Source organism: Synechococcus sp. CCY 0621, from assembly GCF_019038465.1.
Taxonomy (GTDB): Bacteria; Cyanobacteriota; Cyanobacteriia; order PCC-6307; family Cyanobiaceae; genus Cyanobium.
Window position 1 is genome coordinate 108,169 of record NZ_JAFKRH010000010.1, and the last position, 16,364, is coordinate 124,532.

The window sequence follows — 16,364 nt, forward strand, 5'->3', positions numbered from 1 at the left end:
ATGGAGAAAGAACAACGCAACAGGCTGCAGAAAGCCACCCAAGATGCCCGCCGTCTGCTTGAAGACGAGTTCCGCAGCCAGTTGCTGCAGACCTACGACATTGATGTGGAGAAGGTGCGCTGGGCGGAGGAGCCCGGTGCGCACCTGCAGGCTGAACAGCGGTTGATCCGCGAAAAGCTTATGGCCTGGATCGGGCACAAGGAAGCGCAGATCAACGACCGCAAGGAGGCTCTGCTGCTGGCCCTTCGGGAGATGGCGTTCACGGCGTTAAACCGATTTGTGGCGCTTAAGCTGATGGAAGCCCGCGAGTTGGTGCGGCCCTGCGTGAGCAGCGGGCTGGAAAGCGAAGGGTTCCAGGAGTTCACCGCTGTGGCCCAGGGACTGCTGGCCGATCAGGAGGGCAGCTACCGGCTTTACCTGGAAACAATCTTTGAGGATGTGAGCCGCGAGCTGCGGGCGCTGTTTGACCCACGGGATCCAGCCAGCCTGCTGTGGCCAAAGCGCTCGGCGCTGTTGGAGCTGCTGGTGATCCTCAACCGGACCGAGCTGGATGAACTTTGGGAAGAAGACGAAACCCTGGGCTGGGTTTACCAGTACTTCAATGGCGACGCCGAGCGCAAGAAGATGCGTGAGGAATCGGCGGCACCGCGAAACAGCCGCGAGCTGGCAGTACGCAACCAGTTCTTCACGCCGCGCTATGTGGTGGAGTTCCTCACCGATAACACCCTGGGCCGGATCTGGCATGAGATGCGGCAGGGCAATTCAGGATTGAAGGATCGCTGCCGCTATCTGGTGCGGCGACCGAATGAGATCTGGTTGCTACCAGGAGAAAAGGCCCCAGCGGGGGCCGTTGCCGACAAAGCCCTTAGCCAGGAAGAACTGCTCCAGCAGCCGGTGCACACCCCCCATCGGCCACTGAAAGACCCGCGGGAGATCCGCATGCTCGATCCAGCCTGCGGATCGATGCACTTTGGCCTCTATGCCTTTGATCTCTATCTGGAGATCTACGCCGAAGCATGGGAGATCGCGCAGGGTTCAGATGAGCAGGCCAAGCAAGGAGAGGCCTTTGCACCCTTTGTTACCTACGCCGCCAGCTTTGCTGACAAGGTCTCTTTCCTGCGAGAAATGCCGCGGCTGATCCTGCAGCACAATATCCACGGCATCGACATTGATCCACGCGCTACCCAGATCGCTCGGCTCACTCTATGGCTGCGAGCACAACGGGCCTGGCAGGAGCAACAGGTTGAGAATGCTGGACCCGGACGCCCACAAATCACCCGCTCCAATGTGGTGTGTGCCGAGCCGATGCCAGGCGAGCGGGAGCTGCTGGCTGATTTTGTTGACCAACAGTTCCCAGAGGAAGAACGAGGCCTTGTTCAGCAGTTGCTGGAGGCGATCTTCGACAAGATGCAGCTTGCGGGAGAAGCCGGATCCCTGCTCAAGATCGAGGAAGAGATCCGTGATGCCATTGATGAGGCGCGCAGGAAATGGCAACAGCTCGCCATCCAGCAAGGGGATCTCTTCAGTCCTGCCGAATTGGCGGCACTGGGCCAGGTCGGATCTTCGCTAAATACTGATCTTCAGAACCTCACAAAAGATTTTTGGGTTGACCTCGAGAGAAGAATCTACAAAGCATTGAGAGATTATGCCTACCAAGCAGAAAGCCAAGGAAATTTCCAGTCTCGACTGTTTGCTGAAGATGCCGCAGCAGGTTTTGCGTTCATTGAAACAAGCCAAATCCGCTATGATGTCGTATTAATGAATCCTCCGTTTGGGGAGGCGGCGGGAAGGTCTGAAAGCCTATTTTCAGACAGCTACGCTTACTGGGCAAAGAATATACTTTGCGCATTTATTGGCCGATGCTCGGGCATGCTTAAAGCTTGCGGAATGCTAGGAGTTATTGCAGACAGGACAGTCGCAATAAAATCTACATATGAGGAGTTCCGCAAAAAAGTAATTTTAGGCGATTTCCGCCTAGAAACTGTCCTTGACCTTGGATGGGGGGTTCTCGATGCCAATGTAGAAACAATATCGATGACGCTATGCAAATACAAAAATCAAGCAAGCGCTATTTGTATTGACAAGCGAGAGTCGCATGTGAAATCTGAATTAGAGCCTATCATTCACGGTCTACTCTCTACTTCGAATCCGGTTAGCGATACGCAAGTCAGGTTTGCGCAAACCGCATTATTTCATCGCCTTCCAAATTCTGTATTGGGTTTTGATTTCCCTGAATTCCTGGTCCGAGCATTTGGGGCTTTCTCATCGCTTGAAGAGACAGGTTTTCGTGCTTACGGAGGCCATTCATTAAAGGCTGATCGACATAACAGGGTTTGGTGGGAACTCTCGCAGGTAAGCCCGCCAGATCAGCTTTGGCCAATGTTTAACGGGTCCGGTTTTTCCCCATACTCAATCTCATTTAGGGAAGTTGCTATATCCCCATGTGCACTGCAAGACTTCCCAATCGACTCTGCAACGGTCCTAAGAAATACTCAGATCCACGGAAGGCATGGACTTTGTTTTGCAAAGAGAGGCGAGTACTTCTGCGCACATGTTGCTCCCGCAGGCCTATTATTCACGCAAGAAGGCAGACCTCTTCCTATTGCTGACAAGAGCAAAGCGTTGCTGCTGCTAGCCTATCTCAATACACCCCTTATAAGATATTCGCTCAACAAGTACTGTGGCCAACATAAGACTTCTGGCTACGTAAACCTTCTTCCTATTGCCCCAGATTTTAGCGAGATCCGGTCGCAGCTTAATAATGTGATGGAAGTCTGCGCGATCGCAACCGATATTAAGGGCTACGACGAAACTTCGATTGAATATTCGAATTTTCTCTCCACTCTTGCCAGAAACGGCATCTCCCCAATTGAAGCGCTAAATTCAAAACTGGCTAAGTACATAAATATGAGCACCTCGCTAGAGCAGGACTGTGAACAGATGATTGAGTCAATGTACTCCGTCAGTAACCAAGAAGCAGAGCTACTTGAGGCGTTTTCGCGCTATCAGCCTAAGCGACTTCTCCCAATAGAAGACTTAGAGCTTGATGCAGTCCCATCTTTTTATTTTAGGTCTTTAATATCTGAAATGCTTGGCCATGCGTTTGGTCGTTGGAATGTCCAGAACAAAGACGAGGATATTGCACCGCAAGAATTCTTTGACCCTTTTGCAGCGTTGCCATTATTGCCGTCAGTTCAATTAATCAACGGCTTGAGATCTCCTGCCATTCCTGACGACTTGCCAGCTGACTACCCCCTGATTGTACCTTGGGAAGGCATCCTCGTGGATGACCCGAGCCATCCCTTGGATATCGAACTACGCATCCGCGAGGTCATCAACATCATTTGGAATAGCAAAGGCGGTGACAATGCTTTTGCTATCACCAACGAGGCCTGCGAAACCCTTGGAGTCGCAACCCTCCGCGACTATTTCCGCCGCCCTACCAACTTCTTCGCCGATCACCTCAAGCGCTATTCCAAGAGCCGCCGCCAGGCCCCCATCTACTGGCAGCTCTCAGCCGGCAGTGGCAGCTATTCCGTCTGGCTTTACTACCACCGATTCACTACTGACACGCTCTATCAAGTCCTCGGCATAGTGAAACTCCGGCTTGAGGAGGCCGAACGAGAGATAAGCGATCTTGGAGCACATGGCGCCCTCTCAGTTGATGCCGCCAACTGCCTCCAAGAGGCTCAATGCCTGCTAGCAGATCTACGGATACTCAAGAGTGAGCTGGATCTCGTTTCCCCGCTCTGGAATCCCTATCTCAACGATGGCGTGATCATCAACCACGCCGTCCTCTGGCGGATTACGCCTTTCACCCCTTGGCAAAAAAAGTGCAAGGAGTGTTGGGACAAGTTGGTCAACGGCGATTACGACTGGGGCCACCTCGCCTTCCACCTCTGGCCCGAGCGGGTGATCAAGAAATGCCAGTCCGATCGCAGCCTCGCCATCGCCCACGGCTTGGAAGAGCGCCTCTGGCAGGAAACCAACAAGGGCAATTGGCTACCGCGTAAGGTGTCGGAGTCCGAGCTGCAGGCCCTGATCGCCGAGCACAGCAAGCCTGCGGTGCAGAACGCTCTGGAGCGCTTCCTGTCTGCACCGCCACCGGTGGCAGCCGCTCGCATCCGCGCCCCACGGGCAGAGAAGTCGTCCTTCAACGGCACGACCCGTCGATCTCGCGGGTCTGCCACACCAATCGATGCGGAAGCCTCCCGCCAGACCCTGCTCGTGCTCACCGCCGCCCCAGCCGAAGGCCTTGGCAGGAATGCCATCGCCGATCTGCTGGATGTGGAGGCCGCCTCGCTCACGGCTGTGATCAAGCAGCTCAAGGAGAGCGGTCAGATCGAGCAGCTCGGGGCTGCAAAGGGCACCAAGTACCGGCTTACGGAGCAGGGGCGGGCGGCTCTTGCAAGCCAGGCTGGAGAGGAAGACTGATGGCAGCAGAAGCGCCCAACAAGCTCCACCGCCGCCTTTGCCAGGAGCTGGCGAAACAGCTCAGAGACCATCGGGTGCTGCTGGTCTTTGATCCGGGTCAGCAGATGCGCCCCTTCCTTGATGACGTCGCCTCGACCCAGCCCAGCGCTGGTGAACCCGGCGCCCTGAACCTGGGCGAACAGCAGCCCCGCTGGCTGGTGGCCGGATCCAGCTTCTACCAGTTGCGCAGCCAGCTGGAACCCTTTGTGGCCAAGGATCTGCCCGATCCCCTGCTCATCTACCTGCCCGATCGCCAGGAAGCCGAGGGGCGCGACGTGCTGCTGGAACTGATCCGGGCGGGCGCTTGCTTCGACATCCAGCTGGTCAATCGTGCCCGGGTCTACCTGCGCGAGGTGCTGGAGCCCGACAAGGTGCAGCAGCTGCTCCAGCGCCCAGACCTCACCTATCGCGACGTCGCCCTAGCCCTGGAGCAATCCGGGGATGGGGGCTTCAGCCAGCTCAAGGCCCTGTTTCAGAAGGAGCTGCAGCGCAACACCTCCCCCGAGAACGCCGAGCTGGCCCGCTTCTGGCTGGCGTCCGATGCGCTCGATGCCGCGATCACTACCAAGGGCCTGCAGAACGAGCTGCAGGATCTGCTCCACAGCCGTTGGGGTCTCGGCTTTCCTGAAGACACATCCCTGGCCGACTGGCGCCAGCGCGCCCAGCGGGCCCTGCTGCTGCATGAGTTCCTGCACGACTGGCACGGCGATGAGCTCACCTCCTTCGCCAGACAATCGCTTCCGGTAGGCAAGGCCGCCGAAGAAAACGGCCTCGCCGATGTGCAAGGCCTGCGCCGCAGTCACGCCGATGTCTACATCGCCATCGCCTCCCGCATCGAAGCCGAACTGGAACTGCCCGAGCTGATCAGCGGTGAGCGGCCCGGCGTGCTCGGCTCGATCGACACCTTCCCCTGCGAAGAGCAGTTTCTGCTGCGCAGCGTTGATGCCTTCATCGCCAAGGGCGAGGTCGCCAAGGCCAAGGAGCTGGTGGCTGCCCGAAATAACAGCTTCTGGTTGGTGGGTCAGCCCACCGACGAACAGCAGTCGAAGCGCCGGCTGCAGTGGGCCTTGGCCAGCACCGCCGCCTACCTCGGCCTGGCGCTCAATCAGGCGCAGGCACAGCTGCCCAAAGCGGCAGCCCCCGTTGAAGCCTGGTTGGCCTATCAGGCGGAGGTCGCTCATCACGTCGATGGCCTGCAGCGACACCTCGAGCAACAGGTGGCTGAGCTCTCGGCCTCAGAGGTGGAGATCGCCCAGGGGCTGGAGCAGCTGCGGGGTCGCTATGAGGCCCTGCTGGAGCAGCAGACCCAGCGCTTCACCGATGCCCTTCAGCAGGCCGGCTGGTTAATCCCCGGCGCCTTCCCCCAAACGCGCACTTGGGCTGAGCGGGTGCAGCCAGGCGCCGGCAGAGCGGTGGTGTTCTGGGTGGATGCCCTGCGCTACGAGATGGGTGCCACCCTGCACGAGCGCTTCAGCGGCTGGAGCCGCGAGCAGCTCACCGACCTCAAGCTGGAGATCGCCCAGGCGGCCCTGCCCTCGATCACGCCCGTCGGCATGGCGGCCCTGCTGCCCGGCGCCGAACGCAGCTTTGCCGTGGAAGACGTAATTGGCTCCCCCTGCTCCGTGGTGGATGGGGTACCGGTGGGCTGGAGCGAAGGCAAGGCCAAACGCTTGGCCCATCTGCAGCAACGGGTGCCTACAGCCGTAGTGATCTCGTTGGTTGATCTGATCCGCAGCAAGGAGGCCGTACTGATCGAGAAGCTGTCCGGTAGCGGTCCGGTGGTGGTCACCAGCGTCGGCATCGACAACGCTGGCGAGCGCGACACCGACGAGAACCTCGCCAACGTGCGCACCGATATGCAGCGCGAGCTCGACACCATCGAGGACGCCGTGCGGCGCCTGTCAGCCCTGCCGCTTGAGCAGCCGCTGGAGCGTTTCGTGATCACGGCGGATCACGGCTTCCTCCATCTGCCCCTGGGCCGTGAGCCGGCCATGCGCATCGATCCGCCCGACGGAAAGCTGTTCAAGTTGGAGCGCCGCTGTTGGCTGGGTCATCCATCTGCCGTGAAGGCCCCCTGTGTGGAGATCCAGCCCGCTGCTCTGGGCTATGGACGAGAGGGTCTCACGGTGGTGGTGCCGCGCTCCTCAGGCGTGCTCAAGGCCGGCGGCAGCCTCTGCTATCACCATGGCGGCAGCAGTATCCAGGAGCTGCTGATCCCGCTACTGAGCTTCCGTTGCCCCCCGGCTGCGGGAGCAGAAGGAGTTGGAACTGCCTCAGCCACCGGCAGCACGGGCAAGTCCAAAAAGCAGAAGCCCTGGCCAGGAACACTGGTGGAGAAGGTCACCAACCGCATCCTGATGGTGCCGATCGAACTGACCGTCGACCTGCTCAACCAGGGCCACACTCGCCAGACAGTGCTCGCCGCCTACGACTGCAAAACGCAAGAGCTGGTGGCAACCCCCATCCAGGCCATCGGCGCCGAGCTCGACCGCGACACCAACCGCCTCACCCTCACCCCCGGCCAGGCCGCCACCATTGGCCTGATGCTGCCCGCCGAGGTGAGCGCTAAGAAGCTCTACCTGGAGCTCCGTGATGCCGCCACCGATCTGGTGCTGTTCAAGAGCCCCGATCTGGCGGTGGATCTGATCGGGTGATGGCCATGAAGCAGGAGCGACAGCCCCCAGGGGCAGAGAGACTTCCAGGCATGACGCCTGAACCTGTTGGGGCGCTCGGTACAGATCCGTAATCCGCAGGCCCTAGAGGCCACATCGCAGCGTTCCCCTTAATCCCCCGCTCCGTCATGATCCCTGCCCGCGACGCTCTCGACGACAAGGTCAATCAGGTCTTCGCGGGTAAATGCGTCCGCAAGGACCTGGTGCGGGCCGTAAAAGTCGGCGCCAACGTGCCGGTGTTCGTGCTCGAGTACCTGCTGGGCAAGTACTGCGCCTCCTCCGATTCCACTGCCATTGAGCTGGGCCTGGCCGTGGTGCGCGACACCCTGGCCAACAACTACATTCGCCCCGACGAGGCCACCAAGGCCCAGAGCAAGGTTAAGCAAAAGGGGCGCTACACCTTCATCGACAAGGTCAAGGTGCGCCTGGTGGGCTCCACCTATGTGGCTGAGTGCGTGAACTTTGGCAGCAGCAACCTTCGCATCGCCGACGAAGACGTCCATTCCTTTGAGCGGCTTCTGACTGGAGGGGTGTGGGCACAGGTGGAGGTGGAGTGGGATGAGAGCGACAGCAAAGCGCCCTTCTCGATCGGTCAGCTCACGCCCATCCAACTGGCCACCTTCAACCTGGAGGAGTACCGAAAGCTGCGGACTCAATTCACCACCGAAGAGTGGATTGATCTGCTGATCCGCTCGATCGGCTATGAGCCAGCGGAAATGAGCCAGCGGCTCAAGCTCCTGTTTCTCCTGCGCCTGATCCCGCTCTGTGAGCGCAATTACAACTTGGTGGAGCTGGGACCCCGTGGCACCGGCAAGAGCTTTGCCGTTCAGGAGCTCTCCCCTTATGCAGCCCTCCTTACAGGCCCTACCACCGTGGCCAACCTCTTCGGCCACATGAGCGGCAAGGTCAAGGGGATGGTGTCGATCTGGGACGTGGTGGGCTTCGACGAGGTGGCTGACCTCCAGAAAATGCCCAAGGAGGTCATCACCACCATGAAGACCTACTGCGAATCCGGGCAGTTTCAACGTGGTGCCGAGAGCTTTGCTGGCGACGCCAGCATCGCCATGTTCGGCAACACCCAGCAGCCGATCGATGTGATGGTGCAGACCGGGCACCTGTTCGCGCCGATGCCCGATGTGATCCGCGATGACATGGCCTTCATTGACCGGCTGCACTGCTACCTGCCGGGCTGGGAAATCCCGAAGATGCGTAATGAGTTCTTCACCGACCACTATGGCTTCGTGATCGACTATCTCGCTGAGGCCCTGCGAGATCTGAGAAAACTCAACTACACCGAGTTGTGCGATACCTACTTCGGTATGGGCACCCACCTCAATACCCGCGATCGCAAGGCTGTACGTCGCACCGTATCGGGACTCGTCAAGATCATCCATCCCCACGGGGCACCTTCCAAGGAAGACCTGGAGGAAATCCTCAAGCTGGCGATCGAGGGCAGACGCCGCGTCAAGGAACAGCTCAAGAAGATGGGGTCGTTCGAGTACAGCCAAACGTCATTCAGTTATTCCGACAACGAGACGGGCGAGGAGCACTTCGTGGGCGTACCCGAGCAGGGCGGTCAGGACCTCATCGCTGCAGAACCCATGGCGCCCGGTTCCATTTACGCCACCTCCGTCACTGGAGACGGCACCGTCGGTCTGTTCCGCTTGGAGGTATCGATTGCGGCTGGCAGCGGCAAGCTCAAACCCGCCGGAGGCATAAGCGGGGCGATGAAGGAGTCGATCACCCGTGCATTTGCCTATCTGCAGGCCAACAAGCATGCGTTCTCGATCGGCCATGAGGCCGACATCTACGACTTCAACGTTGAGGCCATCGACCTACTGGGCAACAAAGTAGAAGCCGAGGTGGGCGTTGCCTTTTTCATCGCGGCTTTCTCCGCTATTCGTCGTGCCCCGGCTCGCGCCGGCATGCTGGTGATCGGAGACATGAGCATCCAGGGCAACATCAAGGCCGCGCGCTCCCTAGTCGAACCGCTTCAGGTTGCGATGGACAATGGGGCCCGTTGTGCCCTTATCCCCGCTGAGAACAAGCGGAGTTTCCTGGAAGTGAGCACGGATGTGATCGACAAGATTGACCCGATCTTTTACAACGATGTGAAGACGGCGACCTTCAAGGCGCTGGAGATGAACTGAATCTTTCAGGGCTGCCTGGTGCCTGGGTAACGGTGCCTGCATGTCAGATCAGTACAATTAGAATCAAGTAGTCTCTACTTCTATCGCCAACTTCTCACACAAGTCTCCTATTGGCCAGTAGCAGTGTCAAGGAGCCTGGCCCCTTTGCGCATGTTTTCCAATGCTGCCAGCACGCGCAGATTGTCCGGATGATGCATGCCGCCAGCAGCTAGTGGCTGAATGTGATCAACGTGGTAGCTAATGCGCCCCTCCGCCTGGTTGAGGGAGTCCCGAAGACCATAGATGTGGTTCAGCCGCACCTTCTCATCCTCCGACAGTGCCGGCGACTGGGCCAGGATGCGCGCCTTTCTCCGCAGAAGACCGGAGACTCCCTTCTGTCGATTAGCCTCATAGACAGCCTTCGGTTGAGGGCAGCTTTCCTGGCTTACATCAACAACTTGTCCGCTCATCATCCACATCTCTTGCCTGAGCTGGTGGGAGCACCATTGATGGAAGCAACTTTGTCCCTGCAGATCAATGACCTCTCGAAATTGTGTCACCTCATAGACAAAGTCCTGCCCTAGGACCTCTCCCGTCCAGCGCGTCCAGCAGCGGGCTAGATAGCGCATTGGCTTCTTGACCCAGATAAAGAGGGTTGGCAGCTCGAGCTGCTCCTCCCCCTTGGCAGGCTTGCGGCGCGCATAGGTTCGATCGCCCACCTTGGTAAGCAAGCCGTGATCATTCGACTGGATCACCCGAAACTTCATGCAGACTCCAGCTTCTGTTCTCGGACCTTGCGAGGCAAGAGTATTCCAAGATCGCTGGCTATCTGCTCGAAACCTTCCTCGTCGCGGAACGCTTGAATCTCATCCTCCAGGCCCTTTAGCAGTACTTTCTGCTAACTTGAGCTGGACTGGTGGTGCTCTTTGATAAAGGCTTGTGGGAGTGTGAAGAACTCGGGCTCTCTGGCGCCGCTGCTGCCATCGTTTTTGCCGTTGTAATTGCCGATGTTCAGAAAGGGCACCACCAGATAGTCAAAGGCGTCGAGACTCTTGTCCTTCACCGGAAAGCTGCGACCGCAGTCGCTGGCGTACCGGCTTTTCACCTGCACCCGGATCTGCGCTTTCTCGTCAGGCCCCGGTTGATGGCGTGCGTCGGGATTTAGGCAGACCAGGTCGTAGCCCTCATTCCCCGGTGGGGCCTTGTAGGTGAGGATGTTGCGTCGCATCAGATGACCCATTACGAGGTACTCCGAGCCAGCCGAGACCACCGGGAGGCGGAGCCAGTCGCGTTCTCCTGCTGCCATCAACCCTCGAGCGCGCTGGTGCGGATGGTGCGATTCTCAGCTTCCTGATTCGGGTCCTCCTTCCGGGCTCGTTGGATATCCACCCGGGTGATGCGAAAACCCCGCCGGCGGGCGGCAACCACCAGTTCCTGCATGGACCGGGAGTGCCTCAGGGCCCGGGGGAGGTCCCTGTCGTTCTCCGCTTCGGCCACCAGCCGCTCCAGTTCACTCCAGCTCATCAGGCCTGACCGGTGAGCCCACACTGCAGCCAGCCGCGATGGCCCGCAAGGTGCCACCCGCAGGTTTCCAATTTCTGCCAGCCTGGCCCGACGAACCACCCGGTCTGAGACAGCGGTCGATGAAATGAACGATGGATGCGCAGGACCACTTAGGTGGAGAGGGCCTCTCCTCACGGCTCCCCCTACCCAGGCGCCTCCGGACAGATCAAATCCGCCGCCTGCCGCGCCTCGCTGAGCACCTGAAACAGCACCCTGCGCGATTCCTTGAGCAGCTCGACCCAATGGCTCAGATAGGCGGCATGGCTCTCGATCTCGCTGCCGATCTCCTCTTAACTGCTAGTTGGGTAGTTGATTCGGCCGCAACGAAAGCCGGACACGCCGCCAGCTGCACTGCAGCCAACTCACCACCAGCCAGACCCGTCAAGGCGGGCGCACCCGGCTCCGAGGCCCGGGGGTTGGTATTGCCCGCCGGACTCCGACATTCCCGGCCGGGCACCACCACTGATGCCCACCACCGAAACCACCGACCTGGCGCTCCTGCTGGCCCTGGTCGTCGCAGCCATCACAGTCGAGGCCGTAGCCCAGCTGCTCCGGCCCCATGGTGGCCCGCAGCGTGAACCTGCTGCTCAGCATCGCCGGCTGGCGTCCATCCAGCTCCAGGCCCTCCTCATGGGTGCTGAAGATGGCCCCAGCACCACCCACCGCCCGAGCCATCCCTCCGGCATCCATCGCTGCCACAGGTGCGCTCGTCGCCCAGCTAGGAGGCTGCTGAAAAACCATCCCAGCTGCGGGAGAATGGCCCAACGGCACTGAGCGAATGCGCGGCTAGCAGGAACGCACCGGCCCCTTGTTCTCGTACATCTCCACAGAAGACCGGATTCCGTCCGGCCATCCCCTGCGCCAGGTCAGGCGGCTGGCGGATCAGGCCTTGGATCGGCTCAACCCCACCTTCTGCAGGCTCTACCCCGAGGGCGGCAGGCCCTCGATCCCGCCGGAGCAACTGCTGCTAGCCCTGTTGCTGCAGGCGATCTACGGCATCCGCTCGGAGCGGATGCTGATGGAACAGCTGGACTACAACCTGCTGTTCCGCTGGTTTGTCGGCCTCAATCCCGACGACGTCGTCTGGCATCCCACGACATTCACCAAGAACCGCGATCGGCTGCTCAACGAGGAGCTCATGGCGAAGTTTCTGGAGCTGCTGCTGGCCTCACCGGAGGTCAAGCCGCTGCTGAGCTCTGAGCACTTCTCGGTCGATGGCACCTTGCTGAGGGCCTGGGCCTCTCACAGCTCACTGGAGCGGATCGAGGGGATCGACGACGATCCACCACCACCCAGTGGCGGCAAGGGGTTCGGTAGCTCAGCCGGCCAGGGGAAGCAGCGAGCCAAGGGTGATTTCAGAGGACTGCTGCTCTCCAACCAGACCCATCGCTCCGTCACCGACGGGGACGCCCGGCTGTTTCGCAAGTCCGGTGGCACTGGGGCATTCCTGAGCTACCTGGACCACTGCCTCACGGAGAACCGCCATGGTCTGGTGGTGGCCAGTGAGGTGACCCCAGCGGATGGCTATGGGGAGCGGGCTGCGGCCGTGCGGATGGCGCGTTCGCTCCCGGGTGCTCACCAGAAGACGCTGGGAGCCGACAAGGGCTACGACACCAGGGATTTCGTGGCCGACATCCGCTTTGCCGGGATCACGCCGCATGTGGCGCAGAACATCCAGGCCCGCCGCCGCTCCGCGATCGATGCCCGCACCGTTCGTCATCAGGGTTACGCCCGCTCGATCAACGCCAGGAAGCGGATCGAGCAGGTGTTTGGCTGGATGAAACAGGCCGCCGGCCTGCGGCAGCTCAAGGCCCGGGGTCGATCACGGGTCGGCGCAGTGTTCAGGCTGCATGTGGTGGCCTACAACCTGATCCGCCTAGCCAACCTGCTCAGCCCGAGGGAGGTCCTGGCATGAAGGTGGTGGAGCGGGCCGAGCGGCGGAGATCGACCAGCTGGGAATCGATACGGACGCCATGAAGGACCGCCGGATTGGCGGAGCAAGCCTCCCGGCAGGAAAGCCACAAGGCCCACAGGGCCCAATCTGCTCTGGAGGGTCTTGGATTGGAGGCTATTTCAGCAGCCTCCTAGGCCGGAGCCGCCCCCGGCGGGGAGTACCCTCCAGTCCTGGACTGCCACAGGTGGCAACCAGTGATCCCGGTGCTTCACCCCCCGGTGATCGAGATGATTGTCCTTTCCGGGAGTTGGCGCCTGGCGCCGTGATGGATTCTCAGGCTGCCCGTTCCTTCCTTCGCGACGACCGGTCGGACGCCCGCAGGAAGGCGGCGAGTCTGCGGATCACGGGCACCGATGTGAGCGGCGAGGCCTCCGGGGCCAGCTGCGTGATCACCACCGACAGCGAGGGCAGGCGCCTGGCGCGCCAGTCGAGCCACGTGCAGTCGATCGAGCTGCGCACCTACGTCTTCCTGGATTCGCTGCAGCCCCAGCTGGCGTCCTACATGGGCACGGTGTCCCATGGCTTCCTGCCGATTCCCGGCGATGCCTGCCTGTGGCTGGAGGTGTCGCCGGGGATGGCGGTGCACCGGGTCACCGACATCGCCCTGAAGGCCAGCACGGTGCGACTCGGCCAGATGGTGGTGGAGCGGGCCTTCGGTTCCCTGGCGCTCTACCACCGGGATCAGAGCAACGTGCTCCACTCCGGTGACGTGGTGCTGGAGGCCATCGGCAGCCGGGTGGAGCTGCGCAGCCGCTGCGAGGTCACCTGGACCGAGATCATCCGGGCGATCACCCCCGATCACGCCGTGCTGATCAACCGCCAGAACCGCCGCGGCTCGATGATCCAGGCCGGCATGAGCATGTTCATCCTCGAGACCGAGCCGGCCGGCTACGTGCTGATCGCCGCCAATGAGGCGGAGAAGGGCTCCAACATCACCGTGGTCGACGTCAAGGCCGTCGGGGCCTTCGGCCGCCTCACCCTGGCGGGCAAGGAGGGCGATGTGGAGGAGGCCGCCGCCGCCGCCATGCGCGCCGTGGCCCAGATCAACGCCGGCGCCCGCGGCTGAGCCTCGGCACCCGGCCGGCTCAGCCCAGGCCCAGCAGACGTTTCAGCCCCGGGGCCATGGCCCGGGCGGCCTTGCCCCGGCTGCCCAGCCGGCTCCTGAGGTGCTCCCCCATCTCCGCATAGCTGCAACCGGCTTCGCGCACATGGAAGAGCGGGTCATAGCCGCCGCCATGGCCCGAGGGCTGCCGCAGGATCAGCCCCCGGCAGAGCCCCTCCGACTCCAGAACCACCGCGCCGGCGGGGTCGGCCAGGGCCATCGCGCTCACGAAAGTGCCGCCGCGGTAGAGGGAATCGCCGAGTTCGTGCAGCAACCGGTGGATCTTCTCGTGGTCGGTGGGGGCATAGCGGGCCGAATGCAGACCCGGGCGGCCATCGAGGGCATCCACCTCCTAGAGGCCTTTCGAGTCCGTGAGCTGCGCCAGCTGGCCCGCACGGCTGGCCACCGCTCCCTGGCCCGCTCCGGCCGCCGTCAGCAGCTGCTGGAGGTGCTCGCGTGACCCGCCCACCCCGCTACCTGCTGGAGGGGATCCCCGGCCTCGGTGGGGCTTCTCCCAAGGAGTGGGACAGGCCCCAGCTGCAGCTGGCTGACCCATCACAGCAGGGGGTCATCCCCTTCTCAGATGGAAGCCACCTGGGACCGCTGTTCAACACCATCACCGCCACCGAGACCACGCCATGACCACCACCACTCGCTCAGCGGCAGTCCCGCAAACGACCGATACCGGCTCACCCGTTCCGGGGCGAGGCCAACCGCGGCAGTGCAGGGGGTCTGCTGTCCCGTAATTCTGTTCTGATTCGGTTGGGGAGCATCCGCCGTTTGCGGAACTGCATAGGGCTTGCATCGGCTACGGCAGGGTCTCCACCGCCGACCAAGACGCCCAGGCTCAGGTGCTCCGGCTGGAGGCGGCCGGCTGCACCCGCACCTTCACCGAGACGATCAGCAGCAGGATCAAGGACCGGCCGCAGCCACCACCTGCCGCTACCAGCCCCTACGGCTGGCCCTCCACCGGCGGGTCGAGGGGGGAGGGCCGGCCGGCGAGGCCCGCCCGGATCACCCGGCTCAGGTTGTCCAACTGCCGCCGCTGGATCTCCGCCGCCTGCACTTCGAGCTGCTCCAGGTACTCACGGCCGCCCGGCATCGCCCGTACCTGCTCCTCAGCACAGGCGACCACCTGGGCGATGTGCACGGCGATCGGGTCAGGAGGTGCCACCTCCGGCGGCTGCAGACCCGCCCGGATGGCTCGGTCTAGATCAGCCCACGGGTCCGGGGTGCTCACTTGCCGGCCTCCTGCTGCTGCTTCCGCACCTGATCGTCAATACCCGCTTTGTGGCCGGCGGACAGCTCTACCAGGGTTCGATGGATGGCCTCCTGAAGAACTATCCCCATGGCACCCAGATCGCCCTGGCACCGCTTCAGCTCCGGCGGCAGCAGCACCGCCATCCGCTGGAAAGCATCCCTGGCCCGGCGGGTTTCCTCGAAGATCATCCTCTTCATGGCCTCCCGGTCCACCAGGGAGCCTTCCAACCTGCGCAGGGCCAGCCCCTCCTTTTCGGCTAGGTAGAACTCACGCCTGGCGCGACTATCGGCCCAAGGTGGGACTTTCTCCCCGGGATGGGGAATATCCTCCAGGTCGTCGGGGGGGAGCTGCTTGCGGGTGGAACTCTCCGCCTCCGCCATCCGATGCAGCCGCTCCACCGTTTCGGCATTGCCCATCTGTTGCCCCACGATCGATAGGTAGCCCTCCACCAGCCCATCGCGGTGGTACACGGTCCGCTCGTTGCGAACCTCCGCCAGGCCAAGGGCCTGCAGCGTCTCGCGATGCCTTCCCAGGCTCCGCTCGGAGATGCCCAGCAGCTTCGCAGCATCACGGCGGGTGAGTTGATTCAAGGGCCAGAAATGCGGCTCGTCTATTATATCTTGATCCGCCTCGTTATTAGGCGCGCTGCCCGCAGATAGTATGGGGGCCTGGGGGTTCCTGTTGCTGCAGTGGGTTTCGCTGCCCACAAGTAGGACACGTTGGCGCGTCTATCCCAGGCGAAAACATGCGACACGGTGGCCACGGAAGGTTATACACCGGGAAGGACCCTGAAACGCCCCCACCGCGTAGCCGTCCCCCTGGCGCGTAGTGTTGCAGGGGTGAATGGTGTTTCACATAAGAGAATGTTTCCCGCCTCTTCTTCCCTGGGCTCAGTGAAGCGAACGAGAGCACAACGCGAGGCGAGCACCTTTCTTCATGTCGTGAGGCTATTCGTCTAGGTCAGAGAATAGATCGGTTGGGTTTCCGGGAAGGTTTTCGTAATCGTTGAGTGTTTCAAGTGAGTCGGGATGACATTGAAGCGCCAACGCCAACACCCGCAATGCGCCCAACACGTCAGGGTGCATTGTGCGTTCTGTTGATCAACCCGACGCATTCGGTCTGGGTTTAATCAGTGAAAACCATACCGCGAACTACGCCGGTCGGGGGTAATTAGTTGGACATGGCCAGCAGTGGGGACTTGGCCGTGGCA

At 61.3% G+C, this 16,364-nt stretch carries 14 protein-coding genes and 1 pseudogene; 8 read left to right on the forward strand and 7 right to left on the reverse strand.

Annotation, left to right across the window (positions count from 1 at the left end):
- From pglX to brxL, 3 genes are all read left to right on the forward strand, one after another.
- Complete coding sequence (gene pglX, locus KUG43_RS02555; RefSeq protein ID WP_216905720.1) at window positions 1-4,434, forward strand: BREX-1 system adenine-specific DNA-methyltransferase PglX; 4,434 nt, start codon at window positions 1-3, stop codon at window positions 4,432-4,434.
- Window positions 4,434-7,127 carry a PglZ domain-containing protein gene (locus KUG43_RS02560; RefSeq protein WP_216905722.1) on the forward strand — a complete coding sequence of 898 codons (2,694 nt, stop codon included), beginning with the start codon at window positions 4,434-4,436 and terminating at the stop codon, window positions 7,125-7,127. The genes pglX and KUG43_RS02560 overlap by 1 nt, the downstream gene beginning before the upstream one ends.
- Window positions 7,128-7,273: 146 nt before the next feature.
- Window positions 7,274-9,295 (forward strand): protease Lon-related BREX system protein BrxL, encoded by a 2,022-nt coding sequence (gene brxL / locus KUG43_RS02565; RefSeq protein WP_216905724.1) that lies wholly within the window; start codon window positions 7,274-7,276, stop codon window positions 9,293-9,295.
- 107 nt (window positions 9,296-9,402) lie between these two features.
- Here the strand turns inward: brxL and KUG43_RS02570 are convergent, their stop codons facing one another.
- The 4 genes from KUG43_RS02570 to KUG43_RS02585 all read right to left on the reverse strand — a co-directional run bounded on the left by KUG43_RS02570 (window position 9,403) and on the right by KUG43_RS02585 (window position 11,512).
- Entirely contained in the window at window positions 9,403-10,041 is a 639-nt protein-coding gene (locus KUG43_RS02570) for an HNH endonuclease signature motif containing protein (protein WP_216905726.1), read from the reverse strand.
- A 131-nt stretch (window positions 10,042-10,172) separates the two neighbouring features.
- Window positions 10,173-10,502, reverse strand: a complete 330-nt coding sequence (locus KUG43_RS02575; RefSeq protein ID WP_216905728.1) for a hypothetical protein — start codon at window positions 10,500-10,502, stop codon at window positions 10,173-10,175.
- A 77-nt stretch (window positions 10,503-10,579) separates the two neighbouring features.
- Window positions 10,580-10,798: a Nif11 family protein gene (locus KUG43_RS02580; RefSeq protein ID WP_216905730.1), complete on the reverse strand. Its 219-nt coding sequence runs from the start codon at window positions 10,796-10,798 to the stop codon at window positions 10,580-10,582.
- A gap of 420 nt (window positions 10,799-11,218) precedes the next feature.
- Window positions 11,219-11,512 (reverse strand): hypothetical protein, encoded by a 294-nt coding sequence (locus tag KUG43_RS02585; RefSeq protein WP_216905732.1) that lies wholly within the window; start codon window positions 11,510-11,512, stop codon window positions 11,219-11,221.
- A 133-nt stretch (window positions 11,513-11,645) separates the two neighbouring features.
- Between KUG43_RS02585 and KUG43_RS02590 the strand changes: the two genes are divergently transcribed.
- Entirely contained in the window at window positions 11,646-12,752 is a 1,107-nt protein-coding gene (locus tag KUG43_RS02590) for an IS5 family transposase (protein WP_216905734.1), read from the forward strand.
- A 304-nt stretch (window positions 12,753-13,056) separates the two neighbouring features.
- Window positions 13,057-13,857: a BMC domain-containing protein gene (locus tag KUG43_RS02595; protein ID WP_216905735.1), complete on the forward strand. Its 801-nt coding sequence runs from the start codon at window positions 13,057-13,059 to the stop codon at window positions 13,855-13,857.
- Window positions 13,858-13,876: 19 nt separating this feature from the next.
- Here KUG43_RS02595 and KUG43_RS02600 read toward each other — a convergent pair whose 3' ends face one another.
- Window positions 13,877-14,242, reverse strand: coding sequence for a non-canonical purine NTP pyrophosphatase (locus KUG43_RS02600; RefSeq protein WP_353617908.1), 366 nt, complete (start codon window positions 14,240-14,242; stop codon window positions 13,877-13,879).
- Here KUG43_RS02600 and KUG43_RS02605 point away from each other — a divergent pair.
- The 3 genes and pseudogenes from KUG43_RS02605 to KUG43_RS17210 all read left to right on the forward strand — a co-directional run.
- Window positions 14,171-14,353 (forward strand): hypothetical protein, encoded by a 183-nt coding sequence (locus KUG43_RS02605; RefSeq protein ID WP_216905946.1) that lies wholly within the window; start codon window positions 14,171-14,173, stop codon window positions 14,351-14,353. The two genes, KUG43_RS02600 and KUG43_RS02605, sit on opposite strands and share 72 nt — an antisense overlap.
- Window positions 14,350-14,535, forward strand: coding sequence for a hypothetical protein (locus KUG43_RS02610; protein ID WP_216905737.1), 186 nt, complete (start codon window positions 14,350-14,352; stop codon window positions 14,533-14,535). The genes KUG43_RS02605 and KUG43_RS02610 overlap by 4 nt, the downstream gene beginning before the upstream one ends.
- A 161-nt stretch (window positions 14,536-14,696) precedes the next feature.
- Window positions 14,697-14,810, forward strand: a pseudogene (locus KUG43_RS17210) (recombinase family protein); the annotation flags it as partial.
- 35 nt (window positions 14,811-14,845) lie between these two features.
- Here the strand turns inward: KUG43_RS17210 and KUG43_RS16875 are convergent.
- Both KUG43_RS16875 and KUG43_RS16880 read right to left on the reverse strand, forming a co-directional pair.
- Window positions 14,846-15,067: a hypothetical protein gene (locus KUG43_RS16875; protein ID WP_286194322.1), complete on the reverse strand. Its 222-nt coding sequence runs from the start codon at window positions 15,065-15,067 to the stop codon at window positions 14,846-14,848.
- 62 nt (window positions 15,068-15,129) lie between these two features.
- Entirely contained in the window at window positions 15,130-15,744 is a 615-nt protein-coding gene (locus tag KUG43_RS16880; RefSeq protein WP_286194323.1) for a hypothetical protein, read from the reverse strand.
- Between the last annotated feature and the right edge of the window lie 620 nt (window positions 15,745-16,364).

What these genes read in the sequence shown, in the direction of transcription:
- pglX (WP_216905720.1), top strand. Translation starts at nt 1, where the DNA reads ATGGAGAAAGAACAACGCAACAGGCTGCAGAAAGCCACCCAAGATGCC.
- KUG43_RS02560 (WP_216905722.1), top strand. Translation starts at nt 4,434, where the DNA reads ATGGCAGCAGAAGCGCCCAACAAGCTCCACCGCCGCCTTTGCCAGGAG.
- brxL (WP_216905724.1), top strand. Translation starts at nt 7,274, where the DNA reads ATGATCCCTGCCCGCGACGCTCTCGACGACAAGGTCAATCAGGTCTTC.
- KUG43_RS02570 (WP_216905726.1), bottom strand. Translation starts at nt 10,041, where the DNA reads ATGAAGTTTCGGGTGATCCAGTCGAATGATCACGGCTTGCTTACCAAG.
- KUG43_RS02575 (WP_216905728.1), bottom strand. Translation starts at nt 10,502, where the DNA reads ATGCGACGCAACATCCTCACCTACAAGGCCCCACCGGGGAATGAGGGC.
- KUG43_RS02580 (WP_216905730.1), bottom strand. Translation starts at nt 10,798, where the DNA reads ATGAGCTGGAGTGAACTGGAGCGGCTGGTGGCCGAAGCGGAGAACGAC.
- KUG43_RS02585 (WP_216905732.1), bottom strand. Translation starts at nt 11,512, where the DNA reads ATGGCTCGGGCGGTGGGTGGTGCTGGGGCCATCTTCAGCACCCATGAG.
- KUG43_RS02595 (WP_216905735.1), top strand. Translation starts at nt 13,057, where the DNA reads ATGGATTCTCAGGCTGCCCGTTCCTTCCTTCGCGACGACCGGTCGGAC.